The sequence below is a fragment of the Psychrobacter urativorans genome (genome assembly GCF_001298525.1).
Classification (GTDB): domain Bacteria; phylum Pseudomonadota; class Gammaproteobacteria; order Pseudomonadales; family Moraxellaceae; genus Psychrobacter; species Psychrobacter urativorans_A.
Map to the genome: position 1 here is coordinate 310,279 of NZ_CP012678.1, position 15,038 is coordinate 325,316.

Annotated in this window: 13 protein-coding genes, 1 pseudogene and 1 other annotated feature; of the genes and pseudogenes, 8 read left to right on the forward strand and 6 right to left on the reverse strand. The window is 38.7% G+C overall.

Annotated features, from left to right (window positions below):
* Positions 1–138 precede the first annotated feature (138 nt).
* Both AOC03_RS01285 and AOC03_RS01295 read right to left on the reverse strand, forming a co-directional pair.
* Positions 139–1,358 (reverse strand): IS3 family transposase gene (locus AOC03_RS01285; RefSeq protein WP_157049266.1). Its coding sequence is split into 2 segments (ribosomal slippage): positions 139–1,082 and positions 1,082–1,358, totalling 1,221 coding nucleotides; the frame shifts between segments, so codons are not numbered across the junction.
* Positions 967–1,083 (reverse strand) — a sequence feature (AL1L pseudoknot). It overlaps the preceding gene by 117 nt.
* A 127-nt stretch (positions 1,359–1,485) precedes the next feature.
* Complete coding sequence (locus tag AOC03_RS01295) at positions 1,486–1,824, reverse strand: IS630 transposase-related protein (protein ID WP_062533245.1); 339 nt, start codon at positions 1,822–1,824, stop codon at positions 1,486–1,488.
* 69 nt (positions 1,825–1,893) lie between these two features.
* Here AOC03_RS01295 and AOC03_RS01300 point away from each other — a divergent pair, with 69 nt between their 5' ends.
* From AOC03_RS01300 to AOC03_RS01320, 3 genes are all read left to right on the forward strand, one after another.
* Positions 1,894–2,175 carry a hypothetical protein gene (locus tag AOC03_RS01300; protein ID WP_062533246.1) on the forward strand — a complete coding sequence of 94 codons (282 nt, stop codon included), beginning with the start codon at positions 1,894–1,896 and terminating at the stop codon, positions 2,173–2,175.
* A gap of 992 nt (positions 2,176–3,167) precedes the next feature.
* Complete coding sequence (locus AOC03_RS01315) at positions 3,168–3,389, forward strand: helix-turn-helix domain-containing protein (protein WP_062536348.1); 222 nt, start codon at positions 3,168–3,170, stop codon at positions 3,387–3,389.
* Positions 3,390–3,600: 211 nt separating this feature from the next.
* Positions 3,601–3,888: a YciI family protein gene (locus AOC03_RS01320; RefSeq protein WP_062533249.1), complete on the forward strand. Its 288-nt coding sequence runs from the start codon at positions 3,601–3,603 to the stop codon at positions 3,886–3,888.
* 52 nt (positions 3,889–3,940) lie between these two features.
* Here the strand turns inward: AOC03_RS01320 and AOC03_RS12820 are convergent.
* Positions 3,941–4,258, reverse strand: a pseudogene (locus AOC03_RS12820) (IS3 family transposase); the annotation flags it as partial.
* A 204-nt stretch (positions 4,259–4,462) separates the two neighbouring features.
* Between AOC03_RS12820 and AOC03_RS12780 the strand changes: the two are divergent.
* A complete protein-coding gene (locus AOC03_RS12780) occupies positions 4,463–4,639 on the forward strand; it encodes a hypothetical protein (RefSeq protein WP_201625866.1) in 177 nt (58 codons plus the stop codon).
* A 404-nt stretch (positions 4,640–5,043) separates the two neighbouring features.
* Here the strand turns inward: AOC03_RS12780 and AOC03_RS01330 are convergent, their stop codons facing one another.
* From AOC03_RS01330 to AOC03_RS01340, 3 genes are all read right to left on the reverse strand, one after another.
* The gene (locus tag AOC03_RS01330) at positions 5,044–6,018 is read right to left on the reverse strand and encodes a hypothetical protein (protein ID WP_062533251.1); all 975 of its coding nucleotides are present in this window, start codon (positions 6,016–6,018) and stop codon (positions 5,044–5,046) included.
* A gap of 74 nt (positions 6,019–6,092) precedes the next feature.
* On the reverse strand, positions 6,093–6,503 hold the full coding sequence (locus AOC03_RS01335; protein WP_062533252.1) for a hypothetical protein: 411 nt from the start codon (positions 6,501–6,503) through the stop codon (positions 6,093–6,095).
* A complete protein-coding gene (locus AOC03_RS01340; protein ID WP_062533253.1) occupies positions 6,476–7,327 on the reverse strand; it encodes a thermonuclease family protein in 852 nt (283 codons plus the stop codon). The genes AOC03_RS01335 and AOC03_RS01340 overlap by 28 nt, the downstream gene beginning before the upstream one ends.
* A 460-nt stretch (positions 7,328–7,787) precedes the next feature.
* Between AOC03_RS01340 and AOC03_RS01345 the strand changes: the two genes are divergently transcribed.
* Genes AOC03_RS01345 through AOC03_RS01360 form a run of 4 tightly spaced genes read left to right on the forward strand, consistent with a single transcriptional unit; the run spans position 7,788 to position 14,701 of the window.
* Entirely contained in the window at positions 7,788–8,492 is a 705-nt protein-coding gene (locus AOC03_RS01345; protein ID WP_237182075.1) for a BRCT domain-containing protein, read from the forward strand.
* Positions 8,493–8,544: 52 nt separating this feature from the next.
* Entirely contained in the window at positions 8,545–11,013 is a 2,469-nt protein-coding gene (locus AOC03_RS01350) for a TerB N-terminal domain-containing protein (protein WP_062533255.1), read from the forward strand.
* Positions 11,014–11,050: 37 nt separating this feature from the next.
* Entirely contained in the window at positions 11,051–12,364 is a 1,314-nt protein-coding gene (locus tag AOC03_RS01355) for an ATP-binding protein (protein WP_062533256.1), read from the forward strand.
* Positions 12,365–12,388: 24 nt separating this feature from the next.
* Positions 12,389–14,701 carry a DEAD/DEAH box helicase gene (locus tag AOC03_RS01360; protein WP_062533257.1) on the forward strand — a complete coding sequence of 771 codons (2,313 nt, stop codon included), beginning with the start codon at positions 12,389–12,391 and terminating at the stop codon, positions 14,699–14,701.
* Positions 14,702–15,038: the final 337 nt, after the last annotated feature.

The following is a 15,038-nucleotide window of genomic DNA, read 5'->3' on the forward strand; positions in this document are numbered from 1 at the left end:
AAAATTTAGATGATTTTCAAGGGTGAGGATAGGTGAGGCCACCGCCAGTAAAGATAATTAATTCAGGGGCTGTCCTAGATTATCTTACTTACCTAGGACTGAACCGCCCCGACTTTATCGGAGAGTGATTTACTTGAGTCAGGCAGCGATGCCTGACAGGGTTAAATTATCATAATACCGCTTTTCAAATTCAAAAGGTGGCATATAACCAATCGTACTATGCAGTCGTGTTTTGTTAAACCAGTCTACCCATTCAAGGGTTGCCAGTTCAACATCGTTAACACCATGCCAGTTCTCTTTTAAATAATGGATTACTTCAGTTTTATAAAGCCCATTGACTGTTTCAGCCAAGGCACTTTCGTATAAATCCCCCGTCGTACCTACAGAGGCAATAACGTTCGATTCAGCCATTTTATCGATGTAGTGAATAGATAAATACTGCACCCCTCGATCACTATGATGAATCACATCTTTGGGATTGTTTCTGTCTGCTATTGCTTGGTTCAATGCTACCATTACCATATCGGTGTTCATGCGCTTTGATATCTTCCAGCCGACAATAGAGCGGGCAAATACATCGATGATAAAAGCGGTATAAACCCAGCCGCTCAATGTCTTGATATAAGTAAAGTCCGCAACCCATAGCTGGTTAGGACAATGGGCGGTAAAGTTACGATTGACTAAGTCATCAGCACGCTTTTGGTCGTCACGGCTGTTGGTGGTAATCTTATCCTTACCGCGCCAGACACCTTGTAAGCCGTGCTGGCTCATTAAACGTTCTACGGTACACCGAGCAACCTTTAACCCGTCAGCTTTCATCTGCTGCCAGACTTTACGAGCGCCGTAGCGGCACTTGCTATTCTGCCAAATACGTTTAATCTCGCTGAGATAGTAGTCGTCATGCTGACTGCGCAGTGAACGCTTTTCAGGGCAGCACTCTAGGTCTTTAGCACGGTGATAGGTTGACGGGGCAATCGGTAGTACTCTACAAATCAGCTCGATCCCATAACTACCTCTATAGTCATCAATAAACTGAACCATTATCTGGGTGGACGGTCGAGCTCCGCCTGGGCGAAAAAAGCAGCAGCCTTACGTATAATCTCATTGGCTTGCTTGAGTTCTCTATTCTCTCGTTCAAGTTCTTTGATACGCTCTTTGTCACTTTGAGCCTGCACTAAGGCGGGAATGGTTTGGTCTATGTGCTTTTTATGCCAAGATCGCAGTGTCTCAGGCGTACAGCCAATCTTTGACGCTATGGCTTGAATGGCTGACCATGTAGAAGGATAGTCGCTCGACGCTTCAATCAGCATGCGAACGGCGCGTTCTTTAATCTCAGGAGTGTAGGTTTGTCTTTTCATTGTCGTATTCTCTCAGAATGTTGAGTCTCCGACAATACCGGGGCGGTTCACAGCCTCAAAGCCGCTCTCATCCATATAAACGATGGGATAGCCTTGAGCCATATAATTATATAAATGATTGAGATACTTAGCTCTTTTCATCAAACAGGCTTTTGGATGCTCTAAGGTCTTTTTTTTGACTGATACTAAGACGTTTTAATGCAGCTTCAATACCTGATTTACTACAGCCTAAACGCTGTGCTCTCTCGTACATATAATCGTCTGGATGCTGCTCAACATCTTTTAATAGTGCTTCATTTAATATTTTAGTCGGTGCTTTATTTCTGGTTGTCTTAGGCGCTAAGCTCTGCTGCCAGCTGTGAATCGAGCTTGTGCTAATCTGATAAAAGTTAGCAGCTTCTCGAATGGTCATGCCGTCTTTAATGCTACGCAGTACTTGTTTGCGAAAGTCGATTGAATAGGTCATCGTTTATTTCACTAAATGAATTGGTTATAAATATTGTATCGGTTTTATCTAAGATTGACTATAGACAGAATGAAGGACAAGGATAAGCTTAAACTACTTAATCAAATAAAAAATGAGCTTGGTTTCGATCTAATTACTGCTTATGCAAAGGAAGGAAGGTATCCAACCAAACAGATTTACGTGAACTTGATTCCTATCTATATTTCGGCAGTATGTAAAGTGTTCAAAGTACTAAGCGACCAAGGTATTGAATTTATAGGTTTTGATGCAAATGCCTACAAAGAACCTTTCACAAACGAGCTTGAGGTAGATTTCTCTTCTATTAATTACACTCCTATTCGTATTTTTTAAAGAACTAATAGTGTGCTTTGACTATGAAACATGATTCATCTATTGTTATTTGTTCGAACGTATTTAAGAACTGCAATTAAACGGTAGAATGCCAAACGTACAGAAATAGAGCCAGTACATTTTGCAAAGAAGCACCAGTCTAATAACAGTTACTTATTGATGTTATGTTCCCGCCAAAGTGCATTCTCACAAACCGTACAAGACCAACTTATTTTCGAACGCATATGAAGTATATCTGCTGGCACTTCAACAGGACAAGCAGTTCCGCAGTATTCACAGAGAACATCATCCAGACAAGCATAACATCCGGCTATAGTCTCAAATAATATATAAGAACTAAGCTTGTATTGTTTACAAAGTGATTTTATATGTCCAATAAACCCACTTTTATTATCATACGCCCAATAGTCTTCGCAGATTTTTCTATCTCTTTCATTCTGCGTCATACCTAACTCAAGCCTTATACCCATTATAATTCTCCTGATTAGTAGCTATATGGCTGCGGTAAGAGTGTATAAAGCTCGCTTTGAAGCTTATTATGCATCTCGACTATAATATAGTCATCCTGAGCGTTTAGTCGTCTTTGCACCCATACTCTTAATGCCATGTAGTTATCAAAGAAGGGCTCTATTTTCAAAAACTGGGCTAGATTATTTCCCTGTTGGAGACAATGTTCACGAATTAGCATATTAGCTATTATATTAGCGTCTACACTGATAGCCCCTTTAGGCTTAAACTTACTACATAGTTGATCATAATCGATAAACTTCACGGTCAATCTCCTTAGTATTATTAATATTTTTTTAGCTTACTCTTTACTCGCTACATTACTAAAGCCAACTCTTGAGTGGATAGAGAAGTCTGTGACATAATAGCTTCCTAGTCAGAATTAAATGGTTTTCTATAAATACTTTGTTATTGCCAACGAGTACTATATTAGCACAAAAGTAGTCGTTGGCAATAATTTAGTTATTGCCAATAAGGAGTTTATTGTGATTTTGTGTAACTTGCCTGTTCTTTTAGCAGAGAGAAGACTACGAGTAGCGGATTTAGTTAGAACAACAGACATTAGTAAATCGACATTACATAGAATCTATAATGATCAAACCACTCGGATAGAGTTCGATACCTTAAGTAAACTATGTGAAGTGTTAGATGTGACGCCAGGTGATATTTTGAAGTATGTACCAGAAGAGCATAACGAGGAATTATAGTTGACAGTATGTAAAATGCATTGAGCGCGGTTATATAAGTGACGTCTACCTAATACAACATTGAGTTTGAGCTAATCATTTGTTTATAAATAAAGAAAATAAAATCGATACTATGTTGTTCTTAGCGAAGGTAAATAAGCTTTAATAGGAGACAGCGCAATTAGAATATCTTTAACAGATAAATTTTAATAACAAAAAGGTACCATTAACAATGATTGTGACTACTTTAACTTATAAAAAGCCTCTATCCGAAGTGCAAAAGTATTTAAATGAGCATATTGTGTTCTTAGAGAAATTTTACGCTAAGAATGTTTTTTTAGCATCTGGCCGTAGAGATAACCGTGTTGGTGGCGTTATTATCGTGTTATCTAACGATCTGCAAGAAGTCAAAGAAATAATGGCACTAGACCCATTTTATAAGCATGAAATAGCGGATTATGGTTTTATGAGATTTGAGCCTTCAAAGTATTTGGATGAAATTAAAAAATTCGTTGAATAGGCGTCATGACACCTGCTATTAAATCTGTAGAAACAAACTTAGGAGGTTTTAGTTACGCAGCCTGACGATAATAATCAAACCACATGTGTCTTGGCGTTTTATAGCCTAAACCCTTTCTAATTCTAGTCTGGTTGTAATCTAGTTCAATATATTTAGTGTTATCGCTGACAGTTTCGAATCTTGTTTTATAGTCTTGATGATACACCAGCTTATTCTTCCTTGCGGAGCAGTGCTCCTTACCCGAGAAGTTTTATATTGGGGTATTTTCAAAGCAATTACTACGCCTAGACATTGAGCCTTTTAACTTATGCTGCTTAACGATCTGATGATAATCATTGTTACAGTACTGACTTCCTATATCAGAATGAATAATCTGCCTCCGATAAAATAGAAACGGCTCAAACTATATTCCTGCCAGCAGTTTAGTTGGAGTAGAAAAATCCATATGATCTAGGAGTAATATAAATACAATTCATTTCTTATATTTATAAACATAAGTTAAATTATCGTTGATAGAGGTGGTTTGCAGTGCTATGGTCGAACCTCCTTTACTTGATTATTAAGGTAGCAGCCTATGAAAAATTGGTCAGTACTTCTTATTGCTATATTTATGATGGCGCCAGTCGTACAGGCGAATGCTCAGAATTATCCTTGCTCTAAAAGCATGGGTGGTGTATCACATTGCAAAAATGGCAAGTTTGTTTGTAATAACGGCAAGATTAGCCAGTCTAAGAAAGTCTGTACTGGCTAAGGAGGATATTTATATCATGTTGGAAAAAATATGTTGGTTCATACTGCACGGCATTCGTGGTGGTATATATGCAGTACCATTTATGGGTTTATTTGCTTTTTTGGTTAGTGGTATTATTCAACCAAGTATTGGAACTAGCTCATTTGCAATGATATCTGCCTACGTATCAAACAGCATTACATTGCTTGGATGGGGTGTGTTTGTTACCGGTCTCGTCGTCTGGATAGATACTTGGATAAGTGATTATCGGTCTGACTATCTACCCAATTGGATTCGAAAGGATTTGTATTAAGCATTCGATAATAAAAAACCCACATTAAAGTGGGTTTTTTATTAGGAATAGTGGATAGTCATTGAAGTTAGCCATGATTTATCAGCTAATTAACGTCAGACTAAGTATTGAATTAAGCCATGAAAAATATACCTGTTCCATTACTTTGGTCTACTGTAGTAGTAAAACCGAAATGCTTTGCAATTCTCTTTGAAAGATGACCAATTTCTAGGATTTCATCAAACTCTAGTTGCTCATTTGATAGTTTAGATAGAATATTCTCATAAATTTTATCTAATTCTAAAAAGTAACTTAAAAACCAGTTATCTTCAAGACTCTCATATAGTTTTGTTTTTTCAGGTTTGAGTTTGCTATTAAACATCCAGCCTAAATAATAGCTAGAATATTTGATCAAGTTTCCTATATTTTTATAAACACTTATGAGCAATTCTAAAGGCTCAAGTGTCATGAGCTTCAAACTTTCAAGCTCATTTACAATATTCTCTACCTTGCTCTCGACTATACCTCTGAAATCTTCTTCTGGACATAAACCTATATGAGCACTAAAAAAGCATGCGGAAAACTCTGACCAACCTACCGTAGATATATCATAAATAAATGCTGCATAATGGCTTTCATAGTCTTCAATTTTAGGCACATCTCCCATAATTTCATAAAACAAATCATCGCCGTGTATATGACCGCACTCATGCGCAATAACTTGTAGCATAAAAGCTACTTGTTCTTCATCTTTAGCAGCCTTTTCAACTAATAGAGGGACTATTGAAACATCTTTAAGAACAATGTAACTCTCTAAAACACCTTCTATGATATTAGATATTGTTAAAGCACATCCAATCACCTCGCCATTAGATACTTGTCTAGTGCTATCAATTAGATCAATAGCTTTTCGATAGCCTTCATCACCAAGTGCAATAGAAATACCTTTTAAACTTTTAATATTAAGACTTTTACCAATTTCTTCAAATATATTTCGTAGTATTAAACAAATCTCATTGCTTTCATCATCGTCAATATTCACGCAGGTTATTGGAATATGACTATTAAAGGTAGAGGGATAATCATCTATATACGAATTATTTGACAAAGAAACTCTCCAATTTATATTTGCATTAGTTATCAAAACAACTAATTAACTTGTATTAGTCCTAATCTAGTGCTTCACACACCCTTAATCTTATCCATCTGCTCATCACATAGCTGTAACCCAATCTCTCTAGCATCACTCAAGTCAGCACCTTTCTTAATACTATAGGGCACGTTTGGAACCATGCCAGCTTGCTTTAGAGACTCTGCAGCAGCCTTATTAAGCGGAGTGCCAATGGAGGACTCGTGAATATAGCCTGCAGGTTCAAAATACACCTCAATACCAAACGTTGGATAATAGACACAGGATATTTCACCTGATGTCGTAAATGGGTAGGGCGTATCATGATCAGCGGACCAGAACATTTCATGTACCGCAACATAGCCAGAAACAAATTGGCTAGCGTAGCTATCATCTTGAGGGGTGCATGCAGCTAACGATAAGACAGCGATGCTAATTAGCCACCTGGGCATATCGATTCGCATGGGACTCCGTCCTTATCGCCATCAATCTGCGTATTGCCGCAGGCAAGTTGCTGCTGTGCTTCTACGCATGTTGTTATCTGACTACAGGTTTTCTTAATAAAATTACTGCAGATAGAGCCGGTAGGTGGCAATGGTATAATAGTGCCAGAACCATTAGAGGAACCTACGCTAGGTTTGCTATAACATTTACTAGCACCTTTTGATGGCAAACGATCATTATTAAAGTTAAGGTCAGAGCTATTTTTACCGCTTCGATAATCGGATGGCTTTATAGGATATCGATTTGCCCACAAGCCCCTACCATTTGAACGCGCCACAATCTCAGCGTTGGCATACTCAATGCGATCGTAAGGTGTCTGACTACTTTGATATTCCTTGTAATGCCAAGCAGCACCCTTTTGCAGTTGATTCAAATTGCAGTCAACATTATTGGCAATGACCTTACCAAGCAGTCGATCATATCTATCTCTTTCAGTCCACTGGATAGTAACAATCGCATTATTTATACACTGAGATAAGGCAGTAGTGCTTTCTGTTCCGTACTCTTGTGCCGATTCTGGTGCATCAATGCCTAGTAAACGTACACGTTCGCTTTGTCCTGATGCTTGAGTAACCTCTATCGTATCACCATCAATAACACGGACACCGCTTGCATTCAGCACATTAGGTTCATAGCATTTTGTTGTATTACCACTGTTAGAGCCAGTGTTACCACCGACGACGCCGGTAGAGCCCATAGTGGCGTCTCTCATGGCGTCAATATCATCGTAACCACCACACCCAGCAAGAGCTAAGAGCAAACCAACAATCAATAAGTTTCTCATGAACAATCACCAGCGTAATATTTACCCAACTGTAAACAATTGGTAAATTTTCGGCAACTGTTTAGAGTTGATATTTAAGGTTTTTGTACATGAGAAAAAATACTGAGCATCTATTTATGTGCTAGCTCCTGTCTGGTCGAAGATGTTCATCTCAATTCACACTTTTTTCATTCACTATCAAGACGAGAGTTTGATTGCGATTAAACTTACCTCAGTACTTATCAATCAAGTAGGTAAAAATATCAATTTTAGTTTATCATTATTCATATATTACACGCTATTTGAACAAGGATAGACAATGAATTTTGTGGCTATTGATGTAGAAACTGCTAACTCAGACGTCGGCTCTATTTGCCAAGTAGGTATGGCAAAGTATATTAAAGGTAAATTGATAGATACCTAATGTATCCTTATCAGACCACAGTCTAGCTTTAGTCGAATAAATATAGATATTCATGGAATCGATACTAAGCAAGTGAAAGATGCTCCTTCTATATTTGATATTTATGGTCATATCATTCAATTTATCGGTAACAATGTTGTGGTTAGTTATACCAATTTTGATCAAAGAGCAATAACAAAGTGCTTATCGGATCATAATTTGCCACTGCCGTCTTGGCAGTGGGTTGATGCTTCTGTCATGGTACGTGACACTTGCCAGCGATTTAGTACATCAGGATATAATCTTGCTAATGTATGTAAAGAATGGCGGTATGCTTTTGATCATCATGATGCACTAGAAGATGCTAAAGCGTGTGGGTTTGTGACAACCACTATTCTTAGAGAAAATAATGCTTCAATCATAGAATGGTTAAAAGATCAGCCATCTCATCCAAAAAATAGTAGTCGTACGCAGCGCTTTACTCAAAACCGCTCTATAGAAGGTAATGAGGAAGGGCGGTTTTTTGGGTTAAATATTTGTTTTACAGGAGAGCTATCTATAAAACGCGTAGAAATTACCGATATCGCAGCAAAGCAAGGTTTTCATGTTAAGGCTGGTGTGTCTAAAAAGCTCAACTATTTAGTTGTAGGTACACCAGACTTAACATTATTAAATGGACATGATAAAAGTAGTAAACAGCGTAAATCAGAGACGCTGATTGCAGAAGGTATCGACATCAATATTATTACAGAGCGTGATTTTCTTAAAATGCTTAAACTCTAGTCGTTCTGTCCGCCTCTTTTATCTAACTTTCTTAGAATGGGTTTTATAGGTAATGAAAAATTTTATCGAAAATGTCGTGGCGCTATTCAAAGAGAAGTATGATACCAAAAGTAATGAGGTGAGAACTCATCTTATAGATTTGCCACCTAATATAAAGCCATCTGCAGGGGCGCAAGTTAGTCATAATAATCAAAACCGTACAAATAGGCACCATGACAATGGTATTGATAAAAATAGTTTTGATGACAATCATGTTGACAGCGATGACTTGGATAATGTAGATAGTCTTGCTACTTTTATTCTCTCATCGGAGAGATCAAAGGAATGCAGTACCTCCTCCAATCACACAAAGGGTCGCTGGGTAACCAAGTATGAGTCTATAACCATTCATAATCGCACTATTGAACGAGGCTTTTTTTATTTTGGCGGGCAGCTTGAGACTTTAGTGGGTTATGGTACTGAGCCCTCATTAATAGATGAGCGTTTATCAGTAGGTCCACCATCAGCTATCCATAGTACGACAGCTATTTATAGTGATGAGTCGTTAGGTTACTGGCCAACTTATGGACAGCTTTCAGCTTTATGTCGTGGTATTTATCTAGACTGGTTAGCGTCTGATCGTACAAATCCCCATACGCCCATCGGCTATGTTTTTATCTACTTTAATGGGCTTGAGCGCAGAGTCATTGAAAGTATTAGTCTAGACAATGTGTCTGATGATGAGTTTATTGCTATTTATAACGAAGCTTTTCGTCTGCATAATATTTATGGCAAGCAGTCATCATTTCACAACTATTCTGTCCATTTTTTAGAATTTATGGCACTTGTGCGCTCGCCACTGTTTGAAGAACGATTACAAGCACACCAGGTTTCCCCGCCGCCTGCCAGTAGTCGCAACCTAACCTTTAAAATGCAATTAGCAAAAACGGTAACCTTAAAGTTGCCCATTCCTGCCACTTTAGCATGGGAGTGGCTCATTTTTTCTAATGAATATAATTTTAGGACGCCTGCAAGGCGCTGTGAGTCAGAATTCAAAGATCTGTTCGATATTTTATATCAAGAAGCTTATCCCAATGGATTCACCGTTTCTCCCAATAAAACCAAGCTAACGTTAAATTATAACGCTGCCAGCCGCTCAATTGGTTATGTTGATCTTACGCTTGATGATCTACAAGATCCTAGTATATTAAAAGCGCCCATCAAAAAGCTGATTACTGTTGCCGAACAATGTAATGATGCTTTAGACGCCTATAGTCGCTATTTAGGTCGTGATAGTAATGATAAAACAGATATAGGCGCTATTTTATTACTACCAAAAGTGCTTATTCAGCAACAAGCCTATCAAGAAAAATACCCAGCAATACAAAAATTTAAAGCATGGGCAAAATCTGTTATTCAAAATGATGAAGGTCTGACGACGGCTAAAGAATTATTTGGGTATTTGGATGAGGAGTTGTCGCACTCAGTACCTAAAACATTTACCAAAAAGCATAATGAAATTATTACAAGTTTAGCTGAGTTAGCAGGCTTTGGTATTGTGCCAGACCAGCGGTACCATCAGACCAGTTTTAAACCAGATGGATATGTGGTTCTATTTGATAGCGGTCATGGACAAGACTTTGAGCCGAGCACCTCATTTCATCAAATCAGTTTAGCACTTAGATTGGGTGCCATGGTTGCAACTATTAATGGCTATGTTGATAAAAAAGAGGTAGATACGCTACTGACGATTATTGAGCAAGACACGCAGCTTACTACTATTGAAAAAGCGTCACTAAAGGCTTATTTGTTATGGCGCTTGAATAGCCCTGCTAATATGTCAGGCCTAAAGGCAAAGCTAGCGGTACTTGATGACAAGCACATTGACTTTATCAGTCGTTTTATCATTTCAGTTGCCTTAGCTAAAGGTAATGTTGAACCCAGTCAAATTAAACAAATTGAAAAGTTGTATCAGGCTCTAGGTCTTGATAAAAATTCAGTAGTTAGCGATATTCATCACTTAACTAGCGCTAAAAAGATAACGCCAGCGTTCAGTAATGAGGCACAGCTTAAGAATAGTAATGAGCAAGGTATAGGTGCTAACGCTGATATTTCCGATCATAATAGTAAGACGTATATTTTTAACGCTGAATTATTAGCCTTGTATGAAAGCGAGACAGGCGACGCTAAAGCAATGCTGGCGAGTATATTTTCGGCAGATGATGACGATATGGAAAGCGATAGTGAGTCACTGCCAAATGAACAAGTAGATAACTGTAGTGAAACGGATGTGATTAACGAGTCTGTTGTTAAAGGTTTAGATACTATTCATAGTCAGCTTTATCAGCAACTGATTAGTAAAGAGATATGGCAACGAGAAGAAGCTGAGGTTCTGTGTGGGTCACTAAATTTGATGATAAATGGTGCTATCGAGACCATCAATGATTGGGCGTATGATAATGTCGATGCACCAGTATTAGAAGAAAATGATGAAGTAATAATTGACTTTGAGATTGTCGAAGAATTAAAGGCATTGTACTAAAAATAAGAACCAATAATAGAGTTATCAAGGATAAATAATGACCGGTAAAAAAATTAGAGCAAAAGAGCGCGATGCTATTATTCAGTCGCTTAAGGCAGGAGTCACACCAAAGGTTGGTATTCAGCACATCCAAGTGGGACGTATGAATGAGCTTAGAGCGCTAATAAGTGATATTGAGCGTATTGCTGATGGTGGCTCGGCGTTTCGTCTTATTATTGGCGAGTATGGTTCAGGCAAGACCTTTTTTTTGAGTGTGGTAAGAGCGATTGCGCTTGAGCGTAAGCTGGTCACTGTTAATGCTGATTTATCACCTGATAGGCGTATTCAAGCATCGTCAGGACAAGCAAGAAACTTATATTCCGAGCTTATGCGTAATCTATCCACTCGTAATAAACCGGATGGTAATGGTTTGGCCAGTGTAGTCGAACGTTTTATTACTGAAGCCCGCAAACAAGCGGATAGTACAGGTGAGGCAATTAGCGATGTTATCCAAGACAAGTTAGCTGAATTGACAGAATTGGTTGGCGGTTACGACTTTGCTAAAGTTATTGAAGCTTATTGGCGAGGTCACGAAGAAGATAATGATGAGTTAAAGGTCAATGCGATTCGATGGCTGCGTGCAGAGTACTCAGCTAAGACTGATGCAAGGCGCGATTTAGGTGTGCGTACTATCATATCTGACGCGTCTTTTTATGATGCACTCAAAATCATGAGTCTATTCGTACGGCAGGCCGGCTACCAAGGTTTGTTAGTTAATCTCGATGAGATGGTCAACTTATATAAACTCAATAGCACACAAGCACGACAAGCGAATTATGAGCAGATACTGCGTATTCTAAATGACTGTTTGCAAGGTACCGCTGAGCATCTAGGGTTTTTGTTAGGCGGTACGCCTGAGTTCTTACTTGATCCGCGTAAAGGGTTGTATAGCTATGATGCCTTGCAAACGCGCTTAGCAGATAATAGTTTTGCTAAGCAGGCAGGCGTGATTGACTATTCGTCGCCTGCATTGCATTTAGCAAGTCTCACACCAGAAGAGCTATATATTTTACTGAAAAACCTGCGCCATGTTTATGCAGGTGGTGACGAAGCCGAATATCTAGTACCTGATGAATCCTTACAAGCTTTTTTACAGCATTGCAGTCAAACGATAGGTGATGCTTACTTTAGAACACCTCGCAATACCATTAAAGCATTTTTGGATATGTTGGCTGTCATTGATCAAAATCCAGCTATTTCGTGGGATCAACTTATTAACTCAGTATCTATTGACCCTGAAATGCCCTCTGATATGGACATTGATATGAGTGGTATGAATGAAGAAGACGAACTTGCCGATTTTAGGTTATAAGGCACTAAATATGAGAAACTACCTTTGAGAGACGCTCATCTTCAGCTTGATTATCAAATACAGCGTTGGATATTTAACCAAGGTTGGAATGGATTACGCGAGGTACAAGCCAAAGCAATTGCACCTATTTTATCTGGGAAAACCGACGTACTGATTAGTGCGGCGACTGCTGCCGGCAAAACAGAAGCGTTCTTTTTGCCGGCGTGTAGCGCTCTCGTCAAGTCAGACAATGGCCAAAATATAGGACTATATGAAAAAGAAGGGCAGGGTAACGGAGTAGGTATTTTGTATATCAGCCCACTGAAAGCGCTAATTAATGATCAATATCGGAGGCTTGAGAGTCTAGCAGAGTTGCTTGATATGCAAGTGACGCCATGGCATGGCGATAGCCCACGAAGTAAAAAGAATAAACAAAAAAAGTCGCCATCAGGAATTATTTTGATTACGCCTGAGTCGCTTGAATCTTTATTGATTCGGGATTCAGGTTGGGTAAAACAAGCTTTTAGTAGCCTAAAATATATTGTGATTGATGAGTTTCATGCTTTTTTGGGTAGCGAGCGTGGTCAGCATTTATTATCTCTTTTGACGCGGCTTGAGCATGTCACTGAACGTTTAAATTCACCTATTCCGAGAGTAGCGCTGAGTGCAACGTTGGGAGATCTGAAAAGCGTACCGCAGTCATTAAGGCCTAATCAGTCACTACCTTGCGTCATTATTGAAGATGATGAGGCGAAGGCTAGTATTAAAGTACAAGTAAAAGGTTACATAGAGCCTAGTCAATTAGCGCTTGAATCAGATTCTAAAAAGAATAATTTTGAAAGTTCTGACTCTCAATATATTGGTATTCAGCATCCTTATACTGCCGAGGCGCAAGTTTGTTCGGACTTGTACCGATTATGCCGTGGCGGTAGCCATCTAATATTTGCTAATAGCCGTAAGCGCACAGAGATGATAGCGACAGAGCTGAGTGATTTATGTGAGCATAATATTGTGCCTAATGAGTTCTTCCCTCATCACGGCTCACTGTCAAAAGAGCTTAGAGAAAGCTTAGAAACACGCCTGCAAAAAGAGGCGTTGCCAACCACCGCCGTATGTACTATGACTTTAGAGCTTGGAATCGATATTGGTAAGGTTGATACGGTGGTGCAAGTGACGGCTCCACATTCTGTAGCCAGTCTTAGGCAACGGCTTGGGCGCTCAGGTAGGCGTGGTGGTTCGGCGGTGCTCAGAATGCTGATTATTGAAAAAGAGATTGATAAAGATACCAGTCTCACTGACAAGCTACGTCTTGAGTTAATCCAGTCATTCGCAATGATAAGATTACTGATTATCGATAAGTGGTTTGAGCCGGCGGATACTGAGTTATATCACTTCTCAACGCTATTGCATCAGGTACTAGCGACTATCGGTCAATGGGGCGGTATTCGTGCTGACCAGCTTTATATACTGCTATGTAAACAAGGACCCTTTCAACAAATACAACCAGCGCACTTTAAGTCTTTACTAAGCCAAATGGGAGAGTTGCAACTACTTACCCAACTTGGTAATAATCAATTGGTTTTAGGTATTGTCGGTGAGCGTATTGTTGGTCATTACACTTTTTATGCAGTCTTTAAGACACCAGAAGAATACCGTATCGTGACTGGTAATAGAACGCTTGGCACCTTACCAATTGAAACTATGTTGTTACCTGAGCAATATATTATTTTTGGTGGTAAACGCTGGCAAGTCAAAAATATTGATATGGATAAAAAAGTAGTTGATGTCATCTCTGTCAAAGGCGGTGGCAAGCCTCCAACTTTTGGTGGCGGTAGTATGTCCATACATGACCGAGTACGCCAAGAAATGTATGAAATATTGAACAACGGTGATTATCGTATTCGAGTTGGTGAGCAACATTTAGATTTTGCTGACAAAACGGCAAGACAATTATTTTCAGAAAGTATTGATACTTTTAATAGGTATGATTTAAGCAATCAGCCTGTTGTAGACAAAGATGGAAATAGTTATATATTTATGTGGCGTGGAGATAAAATTGTAAATACCTTAACGGCGTTGCTCATACGAGATGACTTCACTGTTGAAGCCTATGCAGGTGTTATTTGTATTAGTAAAATTGATTCGTTTCAGGTTTGTCAATTTTTACAAAAGCTTGCCAGTCAGATATTACCTACAGCAACTGAGCTTGCTGAAACTGTACCTTTCAAGATGACTGAAAAGTTTGATGAGTACTTACCTGATGATTTGCTCAATATTGGTTACGGGGCACAAGCGTTTGATATTATTGGATTGAAAAAATGGTTGGAGGACTTCAAAAAAACAGACTTAGGATTATGATGTGAGTTTGATAGTAAGTTTTTTAGCTACCCCTTTTAATAAAACAGACTTCGATGAAACTAAGCTATGCTGATAATCCTGTAGAAGCTAACTTGGGAGAGTTTAGTCAAAAAACTCGATGATAATGACCAATGCTGTTTATCTCATAGTCATTAACTTTACATAAAATACTAGCAGTTCGATACCTGTATAGGGAAGTGATCCCAACTAAGGCGCCTTAACAAGTACTACCTCATTCAGTGATTTAGGTTTCTTATTTAAGACTTGAATCTTTGGCTATTAGCTATATAGAATAATGAACTAACTTGAACCATTGAAACAATGACAGTGTACCTCG